General features: G+C 42.1%; 18 protein-coding genes. 6 read left to right on the top strand and 12 right to left on the bottom strand.

Translation table 11 applies throughout. The features are described 5' to 3' along the window. Nucleotides 1–16: 16 nt before the first annotated feature. The 12 genes from rpsC to fusA form a co-directional block, all read right to left on the bottom strand. Complete coding sequence (gene rpsC / locus DVR12_RS16340; protein WP_089760308.1) at nucleotides 17–796, bottom strand: 30S ribosomal protein S3; 780 nt, start codon at nucleotides 794–796, stop codon at nucleotides 17–19. 58 nt (nucleotides 797–854) lie between these two features. Next, nucleotides 855–1202, bottom strand: a complete 348-nt coding sequence (gene rplV, locus DVR12_RS16335; RefSeq protein WP_089760310.1) for a 50S ribosomal protein L22 — start codon at nucleotides 1200–1202, stop codon at nucleotides 855–857. 93 nt (nucleotides 1203–1295) lie between these two features. Continuing rightward, the gene (gene rpsS / locus DVR12_RS16330) at nucleotides 1296–1562 is read right to left on the bottom strand and encodes a 30S ribosomal protein S19 (RefSeq protein ID WP_116976875.1); all 267 of its coding nucleotides are present in this window, start codon (nucleotides 1560–1562) and stop codon (nucleotides 1296–1298) included. A 67-nt stretch (nucleotides 1563–1629) separates the two neighbouring features. Beyond that, complete coding sequence (gene rplB / locus DVR12_RS16325; RefSeq protein WP_116976874.1) at nucleotides 1630–2463, bottom strand: 50S ribosomal protein L2; 834 nt, start codon at nucleotides 2461–2463, stop codon at nucleotides 1630–1632. Nucleotides 2464–2550: 87 nt separating this feature from the next. Next, nucleotides 2551–2850, bottom strand: coding sequence for a 50S ribosomal protein L23 (rplW, locus tag DVR12_RS16320; protein WP_116976873.1), 300 nt, complete (start codon nucleotides 2848–2850; stop codon nucleotides 2551–2553). Nucleotides 2851–2914: 64 nt separating this feature from the next. Then, nucleotides 2915–3553: a 50S ribosomal protein L4 gene (rplD, locus tag DVR12_RS16315; RefSeq protein WP_116976872.1), complete on the bottom strand. Its 639-nt coding sequence runs from the start codon at nucleotides 3551–3553 to the stop codon at nucleotides 2915–2917. A 1-nt stretch (nucleotide 3554) separates the two neighbouring features. Next, complete coding sequence (gene rplC / locus DVR12_RS16310; protein WP_116976871.1) at nucleotides 3555–4172, bottom strand: 50S ribosomal protein L3; 618 nt, start codon at nucleotides 4170–4172, stop codon at nucleotides 3555–3557. Nucleotides 4173–4362: 190 nt separating this feature from the next. Further along, nucleotides 4363–4668: a 30S ribosomal protein S10 gene (gene rpsJ, locus DVR12_RS16305; protein WP_012789286.1), complete on the bottom strand. Its 306-nt coding sequence runs from the start codon at nucleotides 4666–4668 to the stop codon at nucleotides 4363–4365. A 1712-nt stretch (nucleotides 4669–6380) separates the two neighbouring features. After that, the gene (locus DVR12_RS16300) at nucleotides 6381–6977 is read right to left on the bottom strand and encodes a transporter (RefSeq protein ID WP_233522413.1); all 597 of its coding nucleotides are present in this window, start codon (nucleotides 6975–6977) and stop codon (nucleotides 6381–6383) included. Nucleotides 6978–7334: 357 nt separating this feature from the next. After that, nucleotides 7335–8105 carry a polysaccharide deacetylase family protein gene (locus tag DVR12_RS16295; RefSeq protein WP_116976870.1) on the bottom strand — a complete coding sequence of 257 codons (771 nt, stop codon included), beginning with the start codon at nucleotides 8103–8105 and terminating at the stop codon, nucleotides 7335–7337. 6 nt (nucleotides 8106–8111) lie between these two features. Further along, complete coding sequence (locus DVR12_RS16290) at nucleotides 8112–8894, bottom strand: glycosyltransferase (RefSeq protein WP_116976869.1); 783 nt, start codon at nucleotides 8892–8894, stop codon at nucleotides 8112–8114. Between the two features lie 294 nt (nucleotides 8895–9188). Further along, nucleotides 9189–11333, bottom strand: coding sequence for an elongation factor G (gene fusA, locus DVR12_RS16285; RefSeq protein ID WP_199417132.1), 2145 nt, complete (start codon nucleotides 11331–11333; stop codon nucleotides 9189–9191). 505 nt (nucleotides 11334–11838) lie between these two features. Between fusA and DVR12_RS16280 the strand changes: the two genes are divergently transcribed. The 6 genes from DVR12_RS16280 (at nucleotide 11839) to DVR12_RS28070 (ending at nucleotide 21850) form a co-directional block, all read left to right on the top strand. Beyond that, a complete protein-coding gene (locus DVR12_RS16280; protein ID WP_116976867.1) occupies nucleotides 11839–12345 on the top strand; it encodes a T9SS type A sorting domain-containing protein in 507 nt (168 codons plus the stop codon). A 49-nt stretch (nucleotides 12346–12394) separates the two neighbouring features. Beyond that, nucleotides 12395–13573 carry a type IX secretion system outer membrane channel protein PorV gene (porV, locus tag DVR12_RS16275; protein ID WP_116976866.1) on the top strand — a complete coding sequence of 393 codons (1179 nt, stop codon included), beginning with the start codon at nucleotides 12395–12397 and terminating at the stop codon, nucleotides 13571–13573. 33 nt (nucleotides 13574–13606) lie between these two features. Next, nucleotides 13607–13966, top strand: coding sequence for a hypothetical protein (locus tag DVR12_RS16270; protein WP_116976865.1), 360 nt, complete (start codon nucleotides 13607–13609; stop codon nucleotides 13964–13966). Between the two features lie 13 nt (nucleotides 13967–13979). Beyond that, on the top strand, nucleotides 13980–17588 hold the full coding sequence (locus DVR12_RS28075) for a hypothetical protein (protein ID WP_317126760.1): 3609 nt from the start codon (nucleotides 13980–13982) through the stop codon (nucleotides 17586–17588). 228 nt (nucleotides 17589–17816) lie between these two features. Then, nucleotides 17817–18170 carry a hypothetical protein gene (locus DVR12_RS16260; protein ID WP_116976864.1) on the top strand — a complete coding sequence of 118 codons (354 nt, stop codon included), beginning with the start codon at nucleotides 17817–17819 and terminating at the stop codon, nucleotides 18168–18170. A 17-nt stretch (nucleotides 18171–18187) separates the two neighbouring features. Further along, on the top strand, nucleotides 18188–21850 hold the full coding sequence (locus DVR12_RS28070) for a collagen-like protein (RefSeq protein WP_199417131.1): 3663 nt from the start codon (nucleotides 18188–18190) through the stop codon (nucleotides 21848–21850). Nucleotides 21851–21979 lie beyond the last annotated feature (129 nt).

Here is a 21979-nt window from a genome sequence, read left to right as displayed (position 1 = left end):
AAGTTTCCGCTAATGCTTATCTGCGGCCACCACCACGGTTATCACCACCTCTTCTATCGCCACCGCGACCACCTTCTCTGCGTTCGCCATGATGTTCTCTTCTATCGCCACCGCCGCGGTTTTCGCTTTCCTTACCGGTTAATACGTTAGGATTTAAATCGCGTTTACCGAGTACTTCACCTTTACAGATCCATACTTTGATACCGATTTTACCGTAAACGGTTAAAGCGAACAGGGAAGCGTAGTCGATATCCATACGGAAAGTATGTAAAGGCACGCGACCTTGTTTCATTTCTTCTGAGCGGGCAATTTCAGCACCACCTAAACGGCCGCTGATTTTAACCTTGATACCTTCAGCACCCATTCTCAGAGCTGTAGCGATCGCCATTTTGATTGCGCGTTTGTAGTTGATACGGCTTTCAATTTGTTTAGCGATTGTTTCAGCAACGATATTGGCATCCATTTCAGGGCGACGGATCTCCAGGATATTGATCTGAACATCTTCTTTCCCTGTCAATTTCTTCAGCTCTTCCTTGATGCGATCAACCTCGTTACCGCCTTTACCGATAATGATACCAGGCTTAGAAGTATGAACAGTGATGATTAACTTACCTAAAGTTCTTTCGATCACAACTCTAGAAATGCCACCTTTATTGATACGGGCATTCAGATAAGTTCTGATCTTGTTATCTTCGATCAGTTTGGTAGCAAAATCTTTTTTGCTGCCATACCAATTAGAGTCCCATCCTCTGATGATACCTAACCTGTTACCAATAGGATTTGTTTTCTGACCCATGTTCTGGTTATTTGTCTATTAGTTTAATAGTTTTGTTTCTGTTTCGTTTACGTTAAGATTATTGAGCTTTACTGTCAACAACAATCGTTACGTGGTTACTTCTCTTACGGATTCTGTAACCTCTACCTTGAGGAGCAGGGCGCATTCTTTTCAGGGTGCGGCCACCGTCTACGAAGATAGTTTTTACGATCAGGTTAGCATCTTCTACCCTAGCACCTTCATTCTTCACTTTCCAGTTAGCGATAGCAGATACCAGCAGTTTTTCTAAAGGTACGCTTGGGTGCTTTGGATGGAATTTCAAAATATTCAAAGCCTTTTCTACATCCAGACCACGAATTAAGTCTGCCAGCAAACGCATTTTGCGGGGAGATGTAGGATTATTATTCAGCTTAGCTACTGCTTCCATTGTTATTAATTTCTTTTATTATTTAGTGTCTGTTGTCTGAAGGTTGAGTATTGGTTTGAAACCTTACTTCAAACCTTCTACCTCAGACTATAATTACATTTTCTTGTTTACGTGTCCTCTGAAGTTACGTGTAGGTGCAAATTCACCCAGTTTATGACCAACCATGAATTCTGTTACATAAACAGGAATAAATTTGTTGCCATTGTGAACTGCGAAGGTGTGACCAACGAAATCAGGGGTGATAGTAGAACGACGGCTCCAAGTTTTAATAACTGTACGTTTGGTGCCAGCATTCATTTTTTCAACCTTAGTTTCTAATTTTTGGTCTACGTAAGGACCTTTTTTTATGGAACGAGCCATGTCTTTACTGATTTATGATTTTTCAAACCCGGGCTCCGATATTACTAGCGGAGGCCGGATTCAGAAATTATAATTTTTTACCGTTTTTTCTGCTGATGATCAGTTTATCAGAACTCTTATGCGGTTTTCTGGTTTTCAGACCTTTCGCATATTTACCTGTTCTGGATCTAGGATGGCCTCCTGAAGATTTACCTTCACCACCACCCATTGGGTGATCTACTGGGTTCATAGCCACACCACGGTTACGAGGGCGGATACCTCTCCAACGGTTAGCACCAGCTTTACCGATAGATTGCAGTGCGTGATCTGAGTTAGAAACAGTACCAACGGTAGCTTTACAAGTATTTAATACTTTACGCAGCTCACCAGAAGGCATTTTCAGCACAGCGTATTTTTCTTCCTTGTTGGATAATTGAGCGTAAGCACCAGCGCTTCTAGCGATAGCGCCGCCTTTACCTGGTTGTAATTCGATGTTGTGAACTACAGTACCGAGAGGCATATTTTTCAGCGGCAGTGCGTTACCCACTTCAGGAGCAACTTCAGCGCCACTGATTACGGTGCCACCTACTTGTAGGCCCTGAGGAGCGATGATGTAACGTTTTTCACCATCAGCGTAGCTTACGAGTGCGATGAAAGCACTACGGTTTGGATCGTATTCAATAGTTTTAACGGTAGCAGGAATATTTTCCTTTTCGCGTTTAAAATCTATAACACGGTATTGTTTTTTGTGGCCACCACCGATATAGCGCATAGACATTCTACCTTGCGCGTTTCTACCGCCGGATCTTTTAGCTGGTTCCAGCAGGCTTTTTTCAGGGGTATCAGCTGTTAATTCGGCATATGCGTTGCCAATTTTCCAGCGGGTACCGGCCGTCATTGGTTTGTACTTCTTCAGTGCCATTACTTCCTAAAAAGTTAAATGTTGTTGATTAAATTATGATTGTCGTCTGTATATACATCCACATTCTGGCTTTAGGCCAGAACGGCACTACATGTTAGCATACAGATCTATAGTTTCACCAGTTGCAATGGTAACGATAGCCTTCTTGTAGGAAGGTTTTTTACCAGCAATAAAACCGGCTTTAGTAAAGCGGAATTTAGCTTTACCAGGCATAACAGCTGTATTAACATCAGCTACAGTTACGCCATAGAATTCTTCCACTGCTTTTTTAATCTCCAGTTTGTTGGCTTTTTTGTCAACAATGAAGTAGTAGCGGTTGAACTTATCGGTAGCTTTATTCACCTTTTCGGAAACCACCGGTTTGATTAAAACGTCTGAAAGTTTCATCTCTTTATCGCTTATCGCTTTTAGCTTAGAGCTTTAGCTTGTTATTTAATTGGTTATCAGCATCCTATGCTTCAGCAGGCTCTTCAGTGAAGATTCTTGCTGCGCTTTCAGTAAACACGATGTAGTTGCTGTTCATGATATCATAGGTATTGATATCGCTCAGTACAGCACCGTCTACAGTTGGGATGTTTCTTAAAGACAGATAAACATTATCGTTGTATTCAGGAGTGATAAACATAGTTTTTCTTCCTTCAACGTTAATGTTCAGGTTCTTCAGGATACCAACGAATTGTTTGGTTTTAGGAGCGTTCAGCTGCAGATCTTCAACGATGATGATGTTGTTTTCTTTAGCTTTAATAGAAAGAGCAGAGATCTTAGCGAGATCTTTTACTTTTCTGTTCAGTTTAATGCCCCATCCGTGAGGTTTTGGTCCGAAGATGGTACCACCACCTTTATAAAGAGGGTTACGGATGTTACCTTTACGGGCACCACCAGTACCTTTTTGCTTGTGTAATTTACGGGAAGCACCTTTTACTTCTGCTCTGGTTTTCACTTTGTGAGTACCTTGACGTTGAGCAGCGAGGTATTGTTTAACAGCCAGGTAAACTACGTGGTTGTTAGGTTCCACACCGAAAATCTCCTCAGGGAGTTCGATGGATCTTCCGGTTTTCTTACCTTCTATATTTAAAATATCTACTTGCATGTTACTTCTGGATTAAAACGATTGAACCATTGTGGCCGGGAACGGAACCACTTACCAGGATATAATTCTTTTCAGGGAATATTTTCAGGATCTTCAGACCTTTCACTTTCACTCTTTCATTACCTGTCTGACCAGCCATACGCATACCCTTGAAAACGCGAGAAGGATAAGATGATCCACCAACAGAACCAGGAGCTCTGCTTCTATCGTGCTGACCGTGGGTAGCTTCACCCACCCCGCTAAAACCGTGGCGTTTTACAACACCTTGGAAACCTTTACCTTTGGAAGTGCCTACAACGTCAATAGATTCGCCTTCTGCGAAGATTTCGCAAGTGATGGATTCACCGAGGGCTTTTTGAACGTCTGGGTTACGGAATTCTTTAACGTAACGTTTTGGAGAAGTGCTTGCTTTCGCGAAGTGATTACTTTCTGCTTTAGTGGTGTGTTTTTCTTTCTTATCGCCGAAAGAAACCTGAATAGCGTTGTAACCATCTGATTCCAGGCTTTTTACCTGTGTTACAACGTTGGGACCAGCCTCGATAATGGTGCAAGCAGTTTGCTTACCATTAGCTTCGAAGATACTGGTCATACCAATCTTTTTGCCAATAATACCTTTCATGTTTATATGATTATACCCAGCGCCTGGGGGTGATCTGGCTATCCCCAGGATGGGCGGTTAAATACATTTATTGGTTGGCCGCCCAGAAGGCGCGACCGATGTTACTTGTTAAAATCAGTTATCCGTTGATAATCAACGGATAAACATAAAATCAATAAAGGCCGGCCTTTTGCCTGCCTTGCTGTTGTCCTTATGCTTTAATTTCAACTTCTACCCCAGATGGTAAATCCAGCTTACTAAGCGCATCTACAGTTCTGGAAGAAGAGGTGTAAATATCCAGTAAACGTTTGTGAGTACACAGTTGGAACTGCTCGCGCGCTTTCTTGTTTACGTGCGGAGAACGCAATACTGTAAATATTTTCTTCTCGGTAGGTAATGGAATTGGACCAGTTACCACGGCACCCGTGTTTCTCACGGTTTTAACGATCTTCTCAGCAGACTTGTCTACCAAATTATGATCGTAGGACTTCAGCTTGATTCTTATTCTCTGAGACATAATGCAATGAACTTCTTCTTGTTTTTTCCCAATACAATTTGGGAGGGCAAAGGTAACCCGTTTTTTCTATTTGACAAATAATTCTCAGGAAAAAAATAAAAGAAACTTGCCAGTAGCCGAGCTATGGCATATCTGAATGAAGATTTATAGGAAGGAAAATTGGCAATAAGGCTTCGGAATTAGTTCATTGTGTGTGTGTTAAGCCTTAAGGTAATTTCACATGTAGTTTTGACAAATATAGGAAAACAAATTTCAAAACCAAAAAAAGTAGGATTTCTTAAAAAATTGAAATTCATAAGACTAAATACCTCTCTTTATCCCTGAAAATTATCAGGCTCTTCTGTATAAACTGCCTCCTGTTCCCACATTTTAATTATTGATTATAACAGCACAGGGTGTAACCCGACCAATCTCCTTATAGCAAGTTCACCTAACCTATTGAAATCAGCTTTACATTATCATTTTGTATTAGTTGCCAATTAGTATTACACGAAATCTCTAAAATAAAAAGGGTTGCTCCATCGGAACAACCCTTTAAAAAAGCTGATGAGTACCGGGGCATAGCCCAAAGCGATTAAAGAGGTAAATTACCACCTAATCCGCCTAATAATGATTTCACTAAGCCTAAGATCAATGACAGAAGTTGATTAAGTAAATCCATTGGAGAGGTTTTAAATAAGATACTGCCTACTCTATTACCTGGTTTTCGGCATTCCCAGTTTGTTATTCATTAACGGGCCTAAAAATAAAAGCTATCACTCATTCAACAATCGTTCATTTTATTCATTATCACCAATCGTCATCATCTTGTTCAGTCTATTTTCTATTGATTATATAATATAACTATAATGCATAAACGAAAAGAGGTTTTCTATATATAGAAAACCTCTAAGAAATTTTTTGTAAGGGAAAATATTACTTTGCATACAGCACTATTCCCTTACTGTGTGGAAATCCTTACAGACCTCCCAGTAAAGATTGCAGTAATGCAACGATAGTTGCCAGCAGTTGACTAAGTAAAGCCATAAGATAGTATTTACTACGGGTGATACCTACTCTTTTAATTGGTTTTCGGCAATCCCAATGCCTATTCCTTTAAAGGCTTGCCGAAATTATTATCAATATTTTTAAATACAATCGTTCATTTTATTCAGTTCGCTATCCTTCCTAAATTTTGTTCAACCCTCTGGTATATTCACAAAAAAGGCCTCTACTAATCAGTAGAGGCCAGGAACAAGTTGATAAAATCGGAGAGCATCCTACTTATGGATCTCAATAATTTACATTATTGACTATAGACCACTTAATGCCTGTGTCAATATCGCCAGCAATCCTTTCAGAAATGTGTTTAATGCATCGAGGATCATAAGCTGATTTAATTTCAATTCTGCCTACTCTTTTGCATGGTTTTCGGCAATCCCATTAGCTAAAATATTCTTTGGTAGCAGCTTGCTCCTACAGAGCACCAGTTACAGTGTTTAAAAACTTAACTATAGCCTGAAAAATGGTATTTAACATAAAACAGGAACGAATTAATACGTTGTTACGCTTACTCTGTTCAGGGTTTTCAGCAATCCCCAACGCCAGCATACACAGGCATTTTGCTAAAGTAAATGGTTATCACTTAAAACCCTTCATTCAGTTAATTCATTTTAATTTAGCTCCATTCATTATATTCATTTATAATAAGGGATACTAACATTTAAAATTAACTACTTCCCTGTTTCGCTCTTATATATCTGCTTAGCTTTTGCTGATGGTAAATAGATTTGAAATCCAAGTCCAAGATTAATCCGGTTGGAGGTAGTTGAATTACCAAAACCTACTGTAAGATCATATTTCAATAATCCTTCCAGGCCAACATTTGGCGTAATAAAATAAGCCACTCCCGGGCCGATGCCAATGTTCAAGCCATTTGTAGAAGCGCCATTGCTAGGATTGAAACCCGCAACACCTACAGTTCCTTCAGCGAAGAAGCGTGCCCGTTTTGAGAATTCCAATTTTCTGATGTGTTTATCTTCCACAAAATAACGAGCCAGCGCACCTACTCCGTAGTGTATATCGGTGCCAGGATTGTCTGTCGATAATCCAAAATTAACATATCCTCCCAGTGCAAAGCCGTCGTCGATAAACCAAGCTGCTTTAGGATCAATATCCATACTAAACTGGGTACTGTGTTTCTGAAAGTTTATCCCAAAGTTTGCCAAATCCCCTCCTACCATAATATTACCTTTTTGAATTTGGGCATTTGCTATCATTCCGCATAAGACGATTGATAATGTAAGGGCTAAATGTCGCATTCTTTTCATAGTCTAATTTTTAGTATTAACAATTAACATGTTGAATGAATAAGTACATGAGTATAAATCAATTATTTATACGTTAAATTAAATGGTCTTGAAAATTAAAAAGGCAGGGGGATAATGGGGCGGAGGTTTCCTTCACACAACAAACAGGCTTCACATAACGTCAATTATTCTTTCCGCAAAACTACTGAATATGAATGTAATATGTGTTCAATATGCAAAAAAAAATTTATCGCATAATAAAAACATATTCATTTAATCTTAGTACTAAAGCAATAACAGCAAAAATCGAATGTTGTTTCAACAAACACTGATTTTCTGCCACTTAAATAAGTTGTCTCCAATAAAATTTTCAGCTAATTACCTAGCATTCAACCATTCTATATGGGTAGTGAAGGTTCCTTTTTCTTTCAGAAATTTTAAATATGCTTCCATTTTCTTCTGCATATTTATTCCTGATACTTTCTTAATATAGGTAGGTAAGGTGTACTGACTAATATCTGCAAGTTCCCAGGGATGGAAGTAAAAGGATAAATAGTCGTCTTTTTTCAGAATCAGACTAGTGAAATGTTTGGTTACCCAAAGAGGCATATTTTTAACACTCAGCCAAAAAATCGGATATCTTAACAGTGGGGAAACGGAGGAAGGAATAATCCAGACATCTTCCTCTTTGTATAGTGTACGGGGTAAATGCCAATTATTATAACGACCTGGTAGCCAGGTTGGGTTTATCGAAGCGTCGTATTCATATCCTGCACCTTTTAGGACTTCTTTGTTAACAGCCTTTAGACGAGGCATTCTGAAGCCATGAACCATCTGTCCACTGATTTCCTGTAATGCTAAACGGGAACCTTCCAAATCGGCATCAGTAAATGAGCTATGATAATATGCATGAGAAGCGATCTCATGCTGTGCAGCTATTTGTTTAATTAATTCGGGGTAATGCTGAGCCCAATATGCAGTGATAAAAAATGTGGCTCTAACTTCATATTTTTCAAACAGTGCAAGCGTTGCCTGCAATCCTTTCTTTGATACTTCCAGTTTGTCTTGCAACGAAACTTGTTGTCCGAATTCTTCCGGAATATCAAATTCTTCAACATCGACACTTATTAATATCCTCTTTTCTTTCATAAATTACTAAGCTACATATGCTCCCCAAACCAGTTTGCAATAATTCATCATTTCTTTCAATAGTAATTTGGTTCTAAAGGTAGAAAACTGGATATCTGATCTGCAAGCCACAGACACAGCTCCTATCTTTAAATGAGAGCGTTTGCCTGCGTTATACATAAATTCGCTGTCATACAGGAATCCATTAATGTTGGTTTCCAACATTACATTTCTGCCATAGACATTAAAACCTTTTAGACCAGCCTGTGCATCTTCTACTTTTAGCTGCAACACCATTTTATTAAGGAATCTGCTTATTTGAGTGATTCGCTTCCTTTTAGGAGGAAGTTTGTTGAGATAAGCTTCGCCTCTTTCTCCGGCTACAATATCAACACCCATCAACAATCTCTCATAAACTCCCTTAACAGCGTGTACTCCAAAAGGGAAATCCAGATCTGTACAAACCTGGAAAGCATACTTTGAATTTTTTACACCTTCTCTTACTGCGTAACCCTTACCTCTATTCTGTTTATAGCTAACTATCTGGATATCAGGAATTGCAGACTTCAAATATTCGATTTTTGCCTGTTCAAACCCTCTTGTTGACCCATCATTAACTAATATCAACTGTACTGGTGTATCCTTCATTAGATGAATGATCTCATAATAATGTCCTATGAGTGATTCTACCCAGGAACCTGAAGGGTTCCAGCAGGGTAGAATCAAATCAAGGCCGGAAGTTAGTTGACCTATTTCTCCCGAAGTATATACCACAGTTGTAGGAGGTGCCTGTAATAACTCAATTGACATAATTCTAAAGCTACAGATGAGACGGATGACATATTCCTATTGAATGACGTCAAAAGCAGCTCCTCCCTCTATCAAGAAAATAAAAAAAGGTCTCTACTGGGTAGAGACCTTACGGCAGTTAGCAAAAAGTAAAATTTCAGTTGTAGGTTATCAAGGATAAGTTATTGAATATTCCTGTTATGGCAATAGCACCTTCATGTAAGAACCTGGGCAGATATCTTAGGTGGCTTTCCTAAAATGCAAAAAGAGGATGTCTTTTTGAGACATCCTCTTTCCATATTAAGAAGCTAGTAATTAAGCGTTTACTTTGCCTTTTACTTTAGCGATTACTTCTTCTGCTACGTTATTTGGAGCAGGAGAGTAGTGAGAGAACTCCATGATAGAAGTTGCACGACCTGAAGACAGGGAACGCAGTTGAGTTACATAACCGAACATTTCGCTCAATGGAACTTTAGCTTTGATAACCTGAACACCATTTCTGGAATCCATACCTTCAAGCATACCACGACGACGGTTAAGGTCACCTGTAACATCACCCATGTATTGGTCTGGGGTCTGAACTTCTACTTTCATGATTGGCTCCAGTAATACTGGTTTTGCTTTACGGGCAGCTTCACGGAAGGCTTGCTTAGCACAAAGTTCGAAAGACATAGCGTCAGAGTCAACGTTGTGGTAAGAACCATCGAACAGACGAACTTTCAGGTTTACAAGTGGGAAGTTAGCCAACACACCTTGGCTCATAGAGGCTTCGAAACCTTTCTGAACAGCAGGGATGAATTCTTTAGGGATGGAACCTCCGAAGATGTCATTAATGAACTGGAAGTATTTACCGTCATTTTCTTTCATCCATTCGGCATCAGCAGGTCCGATTTCAACCTGAATATCAGCGAACTTACCTTTACCACCGGTTTGTTTCTTAAATGTTTCGCGGTGTTCAATTTTTGTAGTCAATGCTTCTTTGTAAGCAACTTGAGGAGCACCTTGGTTAACTTCTACTTTAAATTCGCGACGCATACGGTCAACGATGATTTCGAGGTGAAGTTCACCCATCCCGGAAAGAACTGTTTGACCAGTTTCTTCGTCGGTTTTCGCTTTCAGGGTAGGATCTTCTTCTACCAGTTTAGCGAGGGCCATACCCATTTTATCAACATCTGCCTGAGTTTTAGGCTCAATTGCGATACTGATAACCGGTTCAGGGAAGGTCATAGATTCGAGGACAATTGGATTGTCTTCATCACACAGGGTGTCTCCGGTTTTGATATCTTTAAAACCAACAGCCGCACCGATATCACCAGCTTCGATGAAATCGATAGGGTTTTGTTTGTTAGCGTGCATTTGCATGATACGGGAGATACGCTCGTTTTTACCGGTACGGGTATTGAGAACGTAAGAACCTGCATCCAGGTGACCAGAGTAAGCGCGGAAGAACGCCAGACGACCAACGAAAGGATCGGTCATGATTTTGAACGCCAGTGCAGCGAAAGGTTCTTTAGCATCTGGTTTACGTTCAATTTCATCGCCAGTATCAGGGTTAGTACCTTTTACTGCTTCGATATCCATTGGTGAAGGCAGGTAGCGGCAAACCGCATCCAGCATTTTCTGAACACCTTTGTTTTTGAAAGAAGAACCGCACATCATAGGGATGATAGCGATATCGATAGTAGCTTTACGGATAGCTTCGTGAATTTCAGCTTCGGAGATAGAGTTAGGATCTTCGAAGAATTTTTCCATCAGAGTATCGTCGTATTCAGCAACAGCTTCTACCAGTTTAGCTCTCCATTCTTCTGCTTCTTCTTTCATATCAGCAGGAATTTCGATTTCCTGGTAAGTAGCACCTTTACCTTCTTCGTCCCAGATGATACCTTTCATAGTGATCAGGTCAACTACTCCTTTGAAAGTATCTTCAGCACCGATAGGCAGGGTCAAAGGAACAGGGTTAGCACCCAGCATTTCTTTAACTTGCTTAACTACGTTTAAGAAGTCGGCACCTGAACGGTCCATTTTGTTTACGAAACCGATACGTGGTACACGGTAACGGTTAGCCTGGCGCCAAACGGTTTCAGATTGAGGCTCAACACCAGATACTGCGCAGAACAAAGCTACCAGTCCATCCAATACACGCAAAGAACGCTCTACCTCTACGGTAAAGTCCACGTGGCCTGGAGTATCGATGATGTTAAATTTATATTGTTTGGTATCTGTTACTGGCTTACCTTGTAAGGTTGGAAAATTCCAAAAACAAGTGGTAGCAGCGGATGTAATGGTAATACCTCTCTCCTGCTCCTGTGCCATCCAGTCCATTGTAGCAGCACCCTCGTGCACTTCTCCAATTTTGTGGGATTTACCTGTATAATACAGGATACGTTCTGTGGTAGTGGTTTTACCCGCATCGATGTGCGCCGCAATACCAAAGTTCCTTTGAAATTTTAAGTCTGCCATAATATTAAAATGACTAAATAATGCAATTTGGGGGGCAAAGGTAATTTATTTTTGACAATAAATAAAATGGTGGTGTTTTCCAAATTGTTATTTCTTTTTTAACTAAATACTGGCCTTAAATACATTATAATAAGCATATATAATTATTTTTATCTAAGCCAATTTTACGCTACTTTCTTCCATTTTTGAGAGAAATTCCACCACCCGTTAATTATCCTTTTCCAGCTTACCGGATTTCATACAATTTCGTAACAGACTGTTTAGGACTGTATTTCAAAAACAAGTAGCAATAATAGTAACTAGCAATGCGATCAGGATTCAAACAATAATATGAACTCTGCTGTTACTAACTGCGAAATGAGCGACTCAGCCATTTAACCTCAGAGCATCCATAATCTATAGTTGAGCGAAAGTATTTATGATCTAAATTTTGCGGGCCTCTCTCATTGTGCTTGTATCCGTGCGTCTATAGGAAACCAAAACTAATCTTTGTTAAATATCCATTATGAGAAAACTTCTACCCAAAATCACTTATTCCATTCCATTATTTCTGGCATTCTGCACTGCATCTCAGGCGCAGGTAGTCCTAAACCGGCAGGTGGTAGCCAGTAGTGGAGGTAGTGGTACCATTCAGAATATTCAAATTCAGTATACCATAGGAGAACCAGTAATTACCCCAATTACTGACGGCAAGTTGCTACTTACACAAGGTTTCCAGCAGCCGGAGATTTCTCCCAGGCTACCGCCTGGAGTAAATCCCGTCAAAAGTTATGTACTCTTCCCCAATCCAGCAGTTTCTGTTACCAAAATCCAATTCGATCTGTTAGCGAATGCCTCGGTTGGTATTGAGCTTATTAATACTGCCGGGCAAACTATTTACAGGCAACAATCTGAGCTGGCGCTGGGAAGAAATACAATTGTTATTCCTGTAAATCATCTTGCAGCAGGTATATATACCCTTATGTTTAACGTAAATGGGTATATAACCTTCGAAAAGCTTATCGTTCAGTAGTCCTGAACCAAACCTCTTCTCACCCCTTCACTATTAACCAACACTGTTTATGAAACATGGTTTCACACTTGTTTTAATTTCCGGGTTAATCTATTCCTCATTTCAGGCAAAAGCTCAGAAATATTATCAGAAGCCGGCTAACATTGGGGCCAGTTTCCTACTGATAAACCCGGATGCAAGAAGCGCAGCTGCCGGAGATGCAACTACAGCAATGACGCCGGATGCCAATGCTTTATTCTCCAACGCTGCTAAAATTGCCTTTGCAGGAAACTGGGGCGTAAGCGCTAATTATTCGCCCTGGATGTGGGAACTGAATAATAGTAAATCGAATATGGCATATGTGGCAGGATACAAAAATTTCAATGATGTTGAAGGTGTAGGTGTTTCCTTAAAATACTTCAACTACGGGTCTGTAACCTTCAGAGATGATAATGGCACTGTGCTGCAAGACTATAACCCCAAAGAATTCGCAGTAGATGCAGCTTACGCCAGAAAGTTAGGTAAGAAAATCTCACTGGCCCTATCTGTCAGATATATACGCAGCCAGTTAGGAGAAGGGAATTTCAACGGACTTCAACAGAAACCTGCTAATGCCGTAGCTGGTGATATAAGTTTTTACTATCAGAACTCTAAAGACATCCTCGATTTCGGAAACAGGTATTGTGTAGGAGTTAGTATTACAAATCTGGGAACAAAACTTCAATATACAGACGACAACACCAGAAAGACCTTCCTGCCAATGAATCTACGGATCGGGGGAGGCTATACATTCGTACATACTCTTGACCACGAATTTACAGTGGGTGTAGATATCAATAAACTGCTCGTACCTACTCCACCAAGGTATGCATTAGACTCAAACGGAATTGAAACCAATCAGATTATCAAGGGTAAAGATCCTGATAGAGGAGTTGTCAGTGCCTTATTTGGTTCATTCGGTGATGCTCCGGGAGGATTCCAGGAAGAATTAAGAGAGTTTACTATAGGCTCCGGACTGGAATATGCATACCGACAGGTATTCTTCGTACGAACTGGATATTTCTATGAACATCCGAATAAAGGAATCAGACAACACTTTGCAGCAGGGATTGGAGTAAGAGTCGCCAATCTGGCTCTTGATATCACCTATCTGTTGCCTACTGGTCCTACCCTGGTTCAGAAACGCTCCTTACAATTTTCGCTCGTCTATAATATGGGAGCAAAGAGAGATATGAACATCCAACAGTAATAATTATTAATACACAAATCAACAATATATCCAATGAAAGCAATTATATCCTCCACAATTCTTTTACTATTGGTTATAACCATAAAGGCCCAAACCAAGGTACCCATCAGAACAACCGATCCTGTAACTCATGATTATGTACGGGTTAAAACTCCTCCAATAAAAACAGGAGATCAAACTGCTACACATCAAATTCAGAGCACAAAAATGCCTATAAAGTCTGGCGGTCAAACATCTACCCCCAAACCCATTTCATATCAAAATGAAAAATTACCTTCTCAAACAACACAAACGGCTACCCTCCCACAACTTCCTCAGGTTACGCCTCCTTCAACACAAGGATCTGAACCAACAACTAATCGTCAGGCATCCGGCCAAGTAAAGAAAAATTAAACTCATTCAATTTATGAAAAGAAAAATACTCTTTACAATTCTAGGCTTTTTTGTAGCCCTAATCCATTTGCATGCTCAAAGTAGCTTTACTGGCATTAACTATCAGGCAGTAGCCAGAAATACAAATGGAACTATTCTTTCAAACCAGGCACTAAAAATCAGGTTTTCAGTTTTAGGTGGCAGTGCTTCTGGCAATGTTCAGTATCAGGAAACACAGTATCTTACTACCAACCCATTAGGGCTTTTCACTGCACAAATCGGAAAGGGAGATGCTACTGTTGGTACATTTGCCGGAGTACCCTGGTCGGCAGCGAATCAATATTTAAAAGTTGAAGTTTCAATAAACGGGAGCAATTTTTCAGAATTGGGAACAGCCCAATTAATGAGTGTTCCTTTTGCGCTTTATTCAGCCAATGGCGTTCCAGGGCCCAAAGGAGATCCTGGCCCAGTTGGCCCGGCAGGAGCTACAGGACCACAAGGACCTAAAGGCGATCCTGGCGCCACCGGACCAATAGGACCGATTGGAGCTACAGGACCGGCCGGGCCACAAGGACCGAAAGGTGACCCTGGTGCAACGGGGCCGATTGGACCTACCGGAGCTACAGGAGTAGCCGGACCACAAGGGCCTAAAGGCGACCCTGGTGCAACGGGACCAATAGGACCGATTGGAGCTACAGGACCGGCCGGGCCACAAGGACCTAAAGGCGATCCTGGTGCAACGGGAGCTATTGGGCCAATTGGACCTGCCGGAGCTACAGGAGCAGTTGGACCACAAGGGCCTAAAGGGGATCCTGGTGCAACGGGAGCTATCGGGCCTGTTGGACCTGCTGGAACCACCGGACCGATAGGACCTGTAGGGCCTACCGGAGCAGCTGGGCCGATTGGACCAGTAGGACCGGCTGGGCCTACCGGAGCAACCGGACCGATTGGGCCAGTAGGACCGGCTGGGCCTACCGGAGTAGCTGGACCGATTGGGCCAGTAGGACCGGCTGGGCCTACCGGAGCAACCGGACCGATTGGACCAGTAGGACCGGCTGGGCCTACCGGAGTAGCTGGACCGATTGGGCCAGTAGGACCGGCTGGGCCTCAGGGTCCACAGGGTATTCCTGGAATTCTTACAGGTCCGGCAGGGGGTGATTTAACAGGAACTTATCCTAATCCAACTATTGGAAATGGTAAAGTAACAGCGATTAAAATTGCTCCAGGAGTTATTCCTACGACCTTACCTCCTAGTGGACCAGCAGGAGGTGATTTAAGTGGAACTTACCCTAATCCAGGAGTTGCGAAAATAAAAGGAGTGCCTTTAAGTGGAACTGCTCCATTGTTGGGTCAGGCATTGATATATGATGGAACTAACTGGACTCCAACTACCCCCGGCGCAGGCTTTACACTTCCATATGCCAATACGGTTAATTTACCGACAACTGTATTTTCAATTACCAACCAGGGAGACGGAGTTGTATTAAATGGTGTATCAAATAGCACTACAGCTAATATATCTGCAGTAGACGGAACAGTATCTTCTACCTCACCAGGATCTTATTCGAGTGGATTACGAGGTATCAATAATGGAACCGGAGGATTAGGAATTGGTGTTTATGGATCACAAGCCGGTAGCGGTTGGGGAGTTTTTGGAGTTACACCATCAGGATCTGGGGTTATGGGGCAAAGTACCGGTAGTGGATATGGTGTTTATTCACAAAGTAATTCAGGTATCGGGTTGTATTCAACATCCTCCACAGGTGGTGCAGGTTATTTTACAAATACCAATAATGCAAATACCAGTGTAAATCTTACGAGTACTACATCCGGAAGCGGAGCGGCAATAATGGCTAGTGGCAGTAGTGGCAATGGAGTTACAGCCATGAGTTCCGGTAGTAATGGAGTAGAAGCATTTGCAAGTGTACTCTCAGGAGGAGGCGTACTTGCGCATCATACCGCGGGAGGAGAAGCTGTTACCGGTTTAACTACCAGTGCAGGTCTCGCTACCGGAGCAGTGGTAGGAAGAAATGATGGGCCGGGTTATGGAGTATATGGTTTTATAAATGGAGATAATTCGGGTAATGCAGTTGGAGTACAGGGAAGAATAGGAGCTGGTTCAAGCACTGGGTATGCAGGATTTTTTGAGAACATTAATGCCAGTAATACGGTAAATACCTTACAGGTTACATCTATCGGACCTGGTGTTATTGCTGATCATTCCCAAGGTAATGCCGGCAATTTCTTTATGAATAACACCAATGGAGTTGGTGCAGGAGTAAGAGGGGAAGTAAATAGCATTTTTGGTAACAATGGAACAGCGGGAGTATATGGAACAGCCTCCGGAACCGGGGGATACGGTGGTTATTTTGAACATTCCAATACAACAGGTTTTGGTAATGCTTTATTTGTAACAAATGTAGGACAGGGTAATGGTATGGTAGTACAACAAAATTCCAGTACAGGTAATGCCGCCTTCATCACTAACCTTAATACTACGTCTACTGCCAATATTTTAGAGGTTGACGGTGGAGGACTTGGAGACATTCCGGATCATACACAGGGCAATAACATTAATTCCTTTTTAAATAATACAAATAGTGTTGGGGCAGCAATGAGAGGAGAAGTAAATACCATTTTTGGGAATAATGGAGCTGCCGGGGTTTATGGAACTTCATCCGGAACCGGAGGTTATGGAGGTTATTTTGAACATTCCAACACAACAGGCTTTGGTAATGCTTTATTTGTAATAAATCAGGGCCAGGGAGATGGATTGGTTGTTGATCAGAATTCTACCGGTTCTACCGGCAGTGCTGCAAGAATATCCAATAGTACTTCCACCACAACTGCTAATGTTATGGAAGTTGGAGGAATAGGCCCGGGAGTGATTTCAGATCATTCACTGGGAAATGTAGGGAACTTTGTTCTTAATAATACTACCAGTGTTGGAGCTGCTGTCAGAGGAGAAGTAAATACCATATTTGGAAACGGTGGAGCTGCTGGTATTTATGGCGTTTCTTCCGGAACCGGAGGATATGCAGGATACTTTGAACATACAGAAAATACAGGATTTGGTATTACCCTTTATGCTTCAACAAATGACCTTGGAACTGTATTTCTTGCCAATAGCAACTCTACCGGTGATCTGGCAATTTTTCAACAAAATGGATTTAATGTAGCGAGGATTGGCAATAATGGTAAAGGGTACTTCAATGGTGGTACCCAAACCGGTGGCGCTGATATGGCCGAAGCATTTGATGTTGCTGGATCTACAAGCGAATATGAGCCGGGTGATGTAATGGTAATTGATGAGAATACTGACAGAACAGTTAAAAAATCATCCACTCCATACAGTACAACTGTTATTGGTGTTTATGCAACCAAACCAGGAACATTAATGGCAGAAGATCTTAATGATCTTGACAATAAAATACCATTAGGAGTTGTTGGGGTGATACCAACCAAAGTATGCAATGAAAACGGAAACATTCGCAGAGGTGATTTATTGGTTTCCGCTAGTCGTCCGGGTTATGCCATGAAAGCAGATCCTGAGAAAATTAAACCAGGACAGATTATTGGAAAGGCATTACAGGAATTTACAGGTGAAACTGGTAAAATCAAAGTAATGGTTAATGTAAAATAATTGTGTTACATCAGGAGTCGACCAATTTTATGGATCGGCTCCTGATTATTTTAAGTTGTTCTGTATTGATTTAGCTCTACGTTATTTACCTAACCATTCTGTATTACTTATCACCAATTCTCCATTCAAGTTTTCCATCATTACGGCTCAAGAAATATTGTACTGTTTTCAACGTAGTTCTGTCATATTTATTATAATTCAAGATCACTAATCAATCAACTTCCCCAAATGAAAGCAAATATTTTATTAATGCTATTCTGTCTGCTTGCCTGTGCAGCTTATGCACAAACAGTTCCGGAAGGCACCAGTATCAGGCAAACAAAATCATTCGTAAACAGATTTAAGGAAATTCAGGTATTAGAACAAAAATCCAATGCTTCGGGCAATAACAGGAAAATTCCTCCAAAGAAGCCATCACGTGAGATTATTTTTGAAAACTACCAACCGGGTAAACCTGGTACCCCAATACGTCCGGTTTCTAAAACCAATACTATTCCATCTGATAAACCGACAGAAAAAAGAAAGGATAGTGTTACAACCAAAATCTTCATTCCAGATCAGGGTACATCCACGAAAAACTAATCTTAAAAACAATTGTCATGCTATTTAGAAACTTAGTTATCCTACTTGGTTTGTTGACAGTCCAGGTAGTTTCGGCGCAGAACAGTCTCCAAAAAATTAATTATCAGGCAATCGCCAGAAATACAAATGGTACAATACTTTCAAATAGTGCTATTAAAATTAGGATTACAATTTTAGGTGGGGCAAATGGACCGGTACAATACCAGGAAACCCATGATGTAACAACTAATCAATTAGGTTTATTCACTTTATTTATTGGAGGTGGAGCTCCGGTTACCGGCACTTTTACCGCTATTCCCTGGGCCGATGCAAATCAGTTTGTACAGGTAGAAGCAGCGGTTGGTGGGGGAAATTATTCATTATTGGGGGCTAGTCAACTAGTCAGTGTTCCATTTGCTTTATATGCGGCCAACAGCAGCCCTGGGCCGGCTGGGCCACAAGGTCTGAAAGGAGATAAGGGGGAAACAGGCCTTGTTGGAGCTAAAGGAGAGAAAGGGGAAAAGGGAGAGAAAGGCGATGTCGGGATTACAGGATCAACCGGACCGATGGGGCCTACAGGAATATCTGGACCTAAAGGAGAGAAAGGAGACATAGGGGTTACAGGACCGATTGGATCAGCTGGGGTTGCCGGGCCAAAAGGAGATAAAGGGGATATTGGACTTACTGGACCTGCAGGTGCCGCAGGACTGAAAGGAGATAAAGGGGATATCGGACTTACTGGACCTGCAGGTGCTGCAGGACTGAAAGGAGACAAAGGAGATATCGGTATTACTGGACCTGCAGGTGCCGCAGGACTGAAAGGAGACAAAGGGGATATCGGGTCTACAGGACCTGCCGGGCCAATTGGGCCTACAGGTAATGCCGGGCCAAAAGGAGACAAAGGAGATATCGGACTTACAGGACCGGTTGGGCCAATTGGACCTAATGGTAACGCAGGGCTAAAAGGAGACAAAGGAGATATCGGGTCTACTGGACCTGCCGGGCCAATTGGACCTACAGGTAATGCCGGGCCAAAAGGAGACAAAGGAGATATCGGACTTACAGGACCGGTTGGGCCAATTGGACCTAATGGTAACGCAGGGCTAAAAGGAGACAAAGGAGATATCGGGTCTACTGGACCTGCCGGGCCAATTGGACCTACAGGTAATGCCGGGCCAAAAGGAGACAAAGGAGATATCGGACTTACAGGACCGGTTGGGCCAATTGGACCTAATGGTAACGCAGGGCTAAAAGGAGACAAAGGAGATATCGGGTCTACTGGACCTGCCGGGCCAATTGGACCTACAGGTAATGCCGGGCCAAAAGGAGACAAAGGAGATATCGGACTTACAGGACCGGTTGGGCCGATTGGACCTACTGGCGCCGCAGGGCCGAAAGGAGATAAAGGGGATATCGGGCCACAAGGACCGGTTGGACCGAGTACAGGTGCAGCCTCGGGGGATCTTTCGGGTAACTACCCCGGCCCAACAGTCGTAGGTATTCAGGGAAAATCTGTGAGCAATACAGCCCCAACAGCCAACCAGGTATTACGGTATAACGGAAGCGAGTGGGTACCTGTAACGCTTGGTGGTGGTGGTTTTACTTTACCATATGCAGCCACCGAAAATGATGCGGCAACACAATTTTCAATCACCAATAATGGAAATGGAACTTCTATTGAAGGAGTGAATACCACGACCTCTAACTCTATTTCAGCTGTTCAGGGAATTGTAACGACTACTTCTCCCGGCGGTTTTGCCACAGCCGTAAGGGGGATTAATAATGGAACAGGAGGACTTGGAATTGGAGTCTGGGGCTCTCAGGCCGGTAGTGGATGGGGAGTTTATGGAGTTACGCCAACAGGTATCGGAGTATATGGTAATTCTTCTGGAGCAGGTTTCGGTGTATATGCAAACAGTAGTACTGGTACCGGACTTACTGCTACAAGTACTAATGGAATTGCTGCCACAATTGCCATATATAATAACTCTAATAGTAACGTTGCACTTAATGCTTCAAGTGTTGGTAATGGAGATGTAATAAATGTATCGACATCTGGAAATGGAGGTGGAGTATTGAGTACAGCTGCAGTAGGAACAGGTGTACACGGCATTACAGGTTCTATATCGTCTGCGGGCCTAATAGGTGATAACAATGGAAAAGGAGAAGCTGTTGTTGGACGTAGCAGTTGTGATATATCCGGATCAGTAGTAGGAAGAAATGACGGAGGAGGATCCGGAGTTAGAGGATTTATTTCTACCAACGCAACAGGAACGGCAATAGGTGTACTTGGAGAAGTAGGGTATAGTCTTAGTACCGGTAGAGCAGGCAGATTTCAGAATTATAATACCAAGAATATTCAGGGGAATACCTTTGAAGTTGAAACGAATAGCTTAGGAAATATTCCGGATAATACACAAGGCAATGCAGGTTCGTTTTTAGTGACTAATAACAACAGCGTGTCAGCTGGCGTACGGGCGGAAGTAACAACTATATTTGGAAATTTTGGAGCAGCGGGAGTGTTTGGTATTTCTTCCGGCACCGGAGGATTTGGTGGTTTATTTCATGCATCTAACGTAAGTGGTAACGGCCCTGCATTAGTTGCTATTACTGATGGTAACGGGAATGCAATATCAGCCAATGCCGGCAAAGACGGTAATGCAGTAGAAGCCAATATTGACGGTGCAGGTAATGCTTTTTATGGTTGGGTGCCAAGTTTTGCAATGGGAAGAGCAGGCCGGTTCGAGAATTTTAATGACGACAATACAAGTGATGCTATTACGGTAAAGACAGTAGGTGATGGTATTGCCGGTAATTTCATCGTTGACCGTCATACGGGCACCTCGCCGGCGGTACGTGGAGAAGTAAATTCAATATTCTCCAATTTTGGAACAGCTGGTATTTATGGCGTTTCGAGTGGTACCGGAGGTTTTGCAGGGTTATTCCATGCATCTAATCCAACGGGGAATGGTCCGGCCGTGGTAGCAATTGCAGATGGTAATGGTAATGGAATTACAGCCAATGCTACGAACGGAGGAGATGGAGTTGAGTCGACCGTAGATGGTACAGGCAATGCGATATTCGGATGGGTGCCGAATTTTGGAGGTGGGCGGCCAGCCAGATTTGTAAACTACAATAATACAAATACCCGGGAGGTACTATTAGTGGAGCAACATAGTAATGGAAATTTAGCAATATTTAAATCCGGTAATCCAGGTACTGTAAATGTTGCGAGAATAAATGCGGCTGGTAAAGGTTTTTTCAACGGAGGCACACAAACCGGAGGGGCAGATTTGGCCGAAGCATTTGATGTAACCGGCCATATAAGTGAGTATGAGGCTGGAGATGTTTTGATTATTTCCACTACGGCCAATCGGACTGTTGAAAGATCACAAGAGGCCTATTCATCATTAGTTGCCGGAGTATATGCTACTAAACCGGGAGTTTTGCTGGCAGAAACGGATATAGATGATGACATCTCACATCAGGTACCATTAGGGGTTGTAGGGGTAATTCCGACTAAAGTATGCAATGAAGGTGGAGAGATTAAACGTGGGGATATCCTGGTTACGGCGAGTAAGCCGGGTTATGCGATGAGAGCGGATTTAAATAAATTGAAGCCCGGTCAGGCAATTGGGAAAGCATTGGAAGAGTTCAGGGCTAATGAGGGGAAGATTAGGGTACTGGTGAATGTGAAGTAAGTTTAAAGGCATATAAATGAAAGCCGGGTATCGATGATATCCGGTTTTTTATTGGGAGCTGATAGGTTGGTGAATGTTAATTGTCAGGTAAATAAGAGCCAGGTATCAATGATATCTGGTTTTTATTGG

Origin of the sequence: Chitinophaga silvatica (assembly GCF_003419895.1) — a bacterium.
GTDB classification, from domain to species: Bacteria; Bacteroidota; Bacteroidia; order Chitinophagales; family Chitinophagaceae; genus Chitinophaga; species Chitinophaga silvatica.
This window is presented reverse-complemented; position numbering and strand designations above follow the sequence as displayed.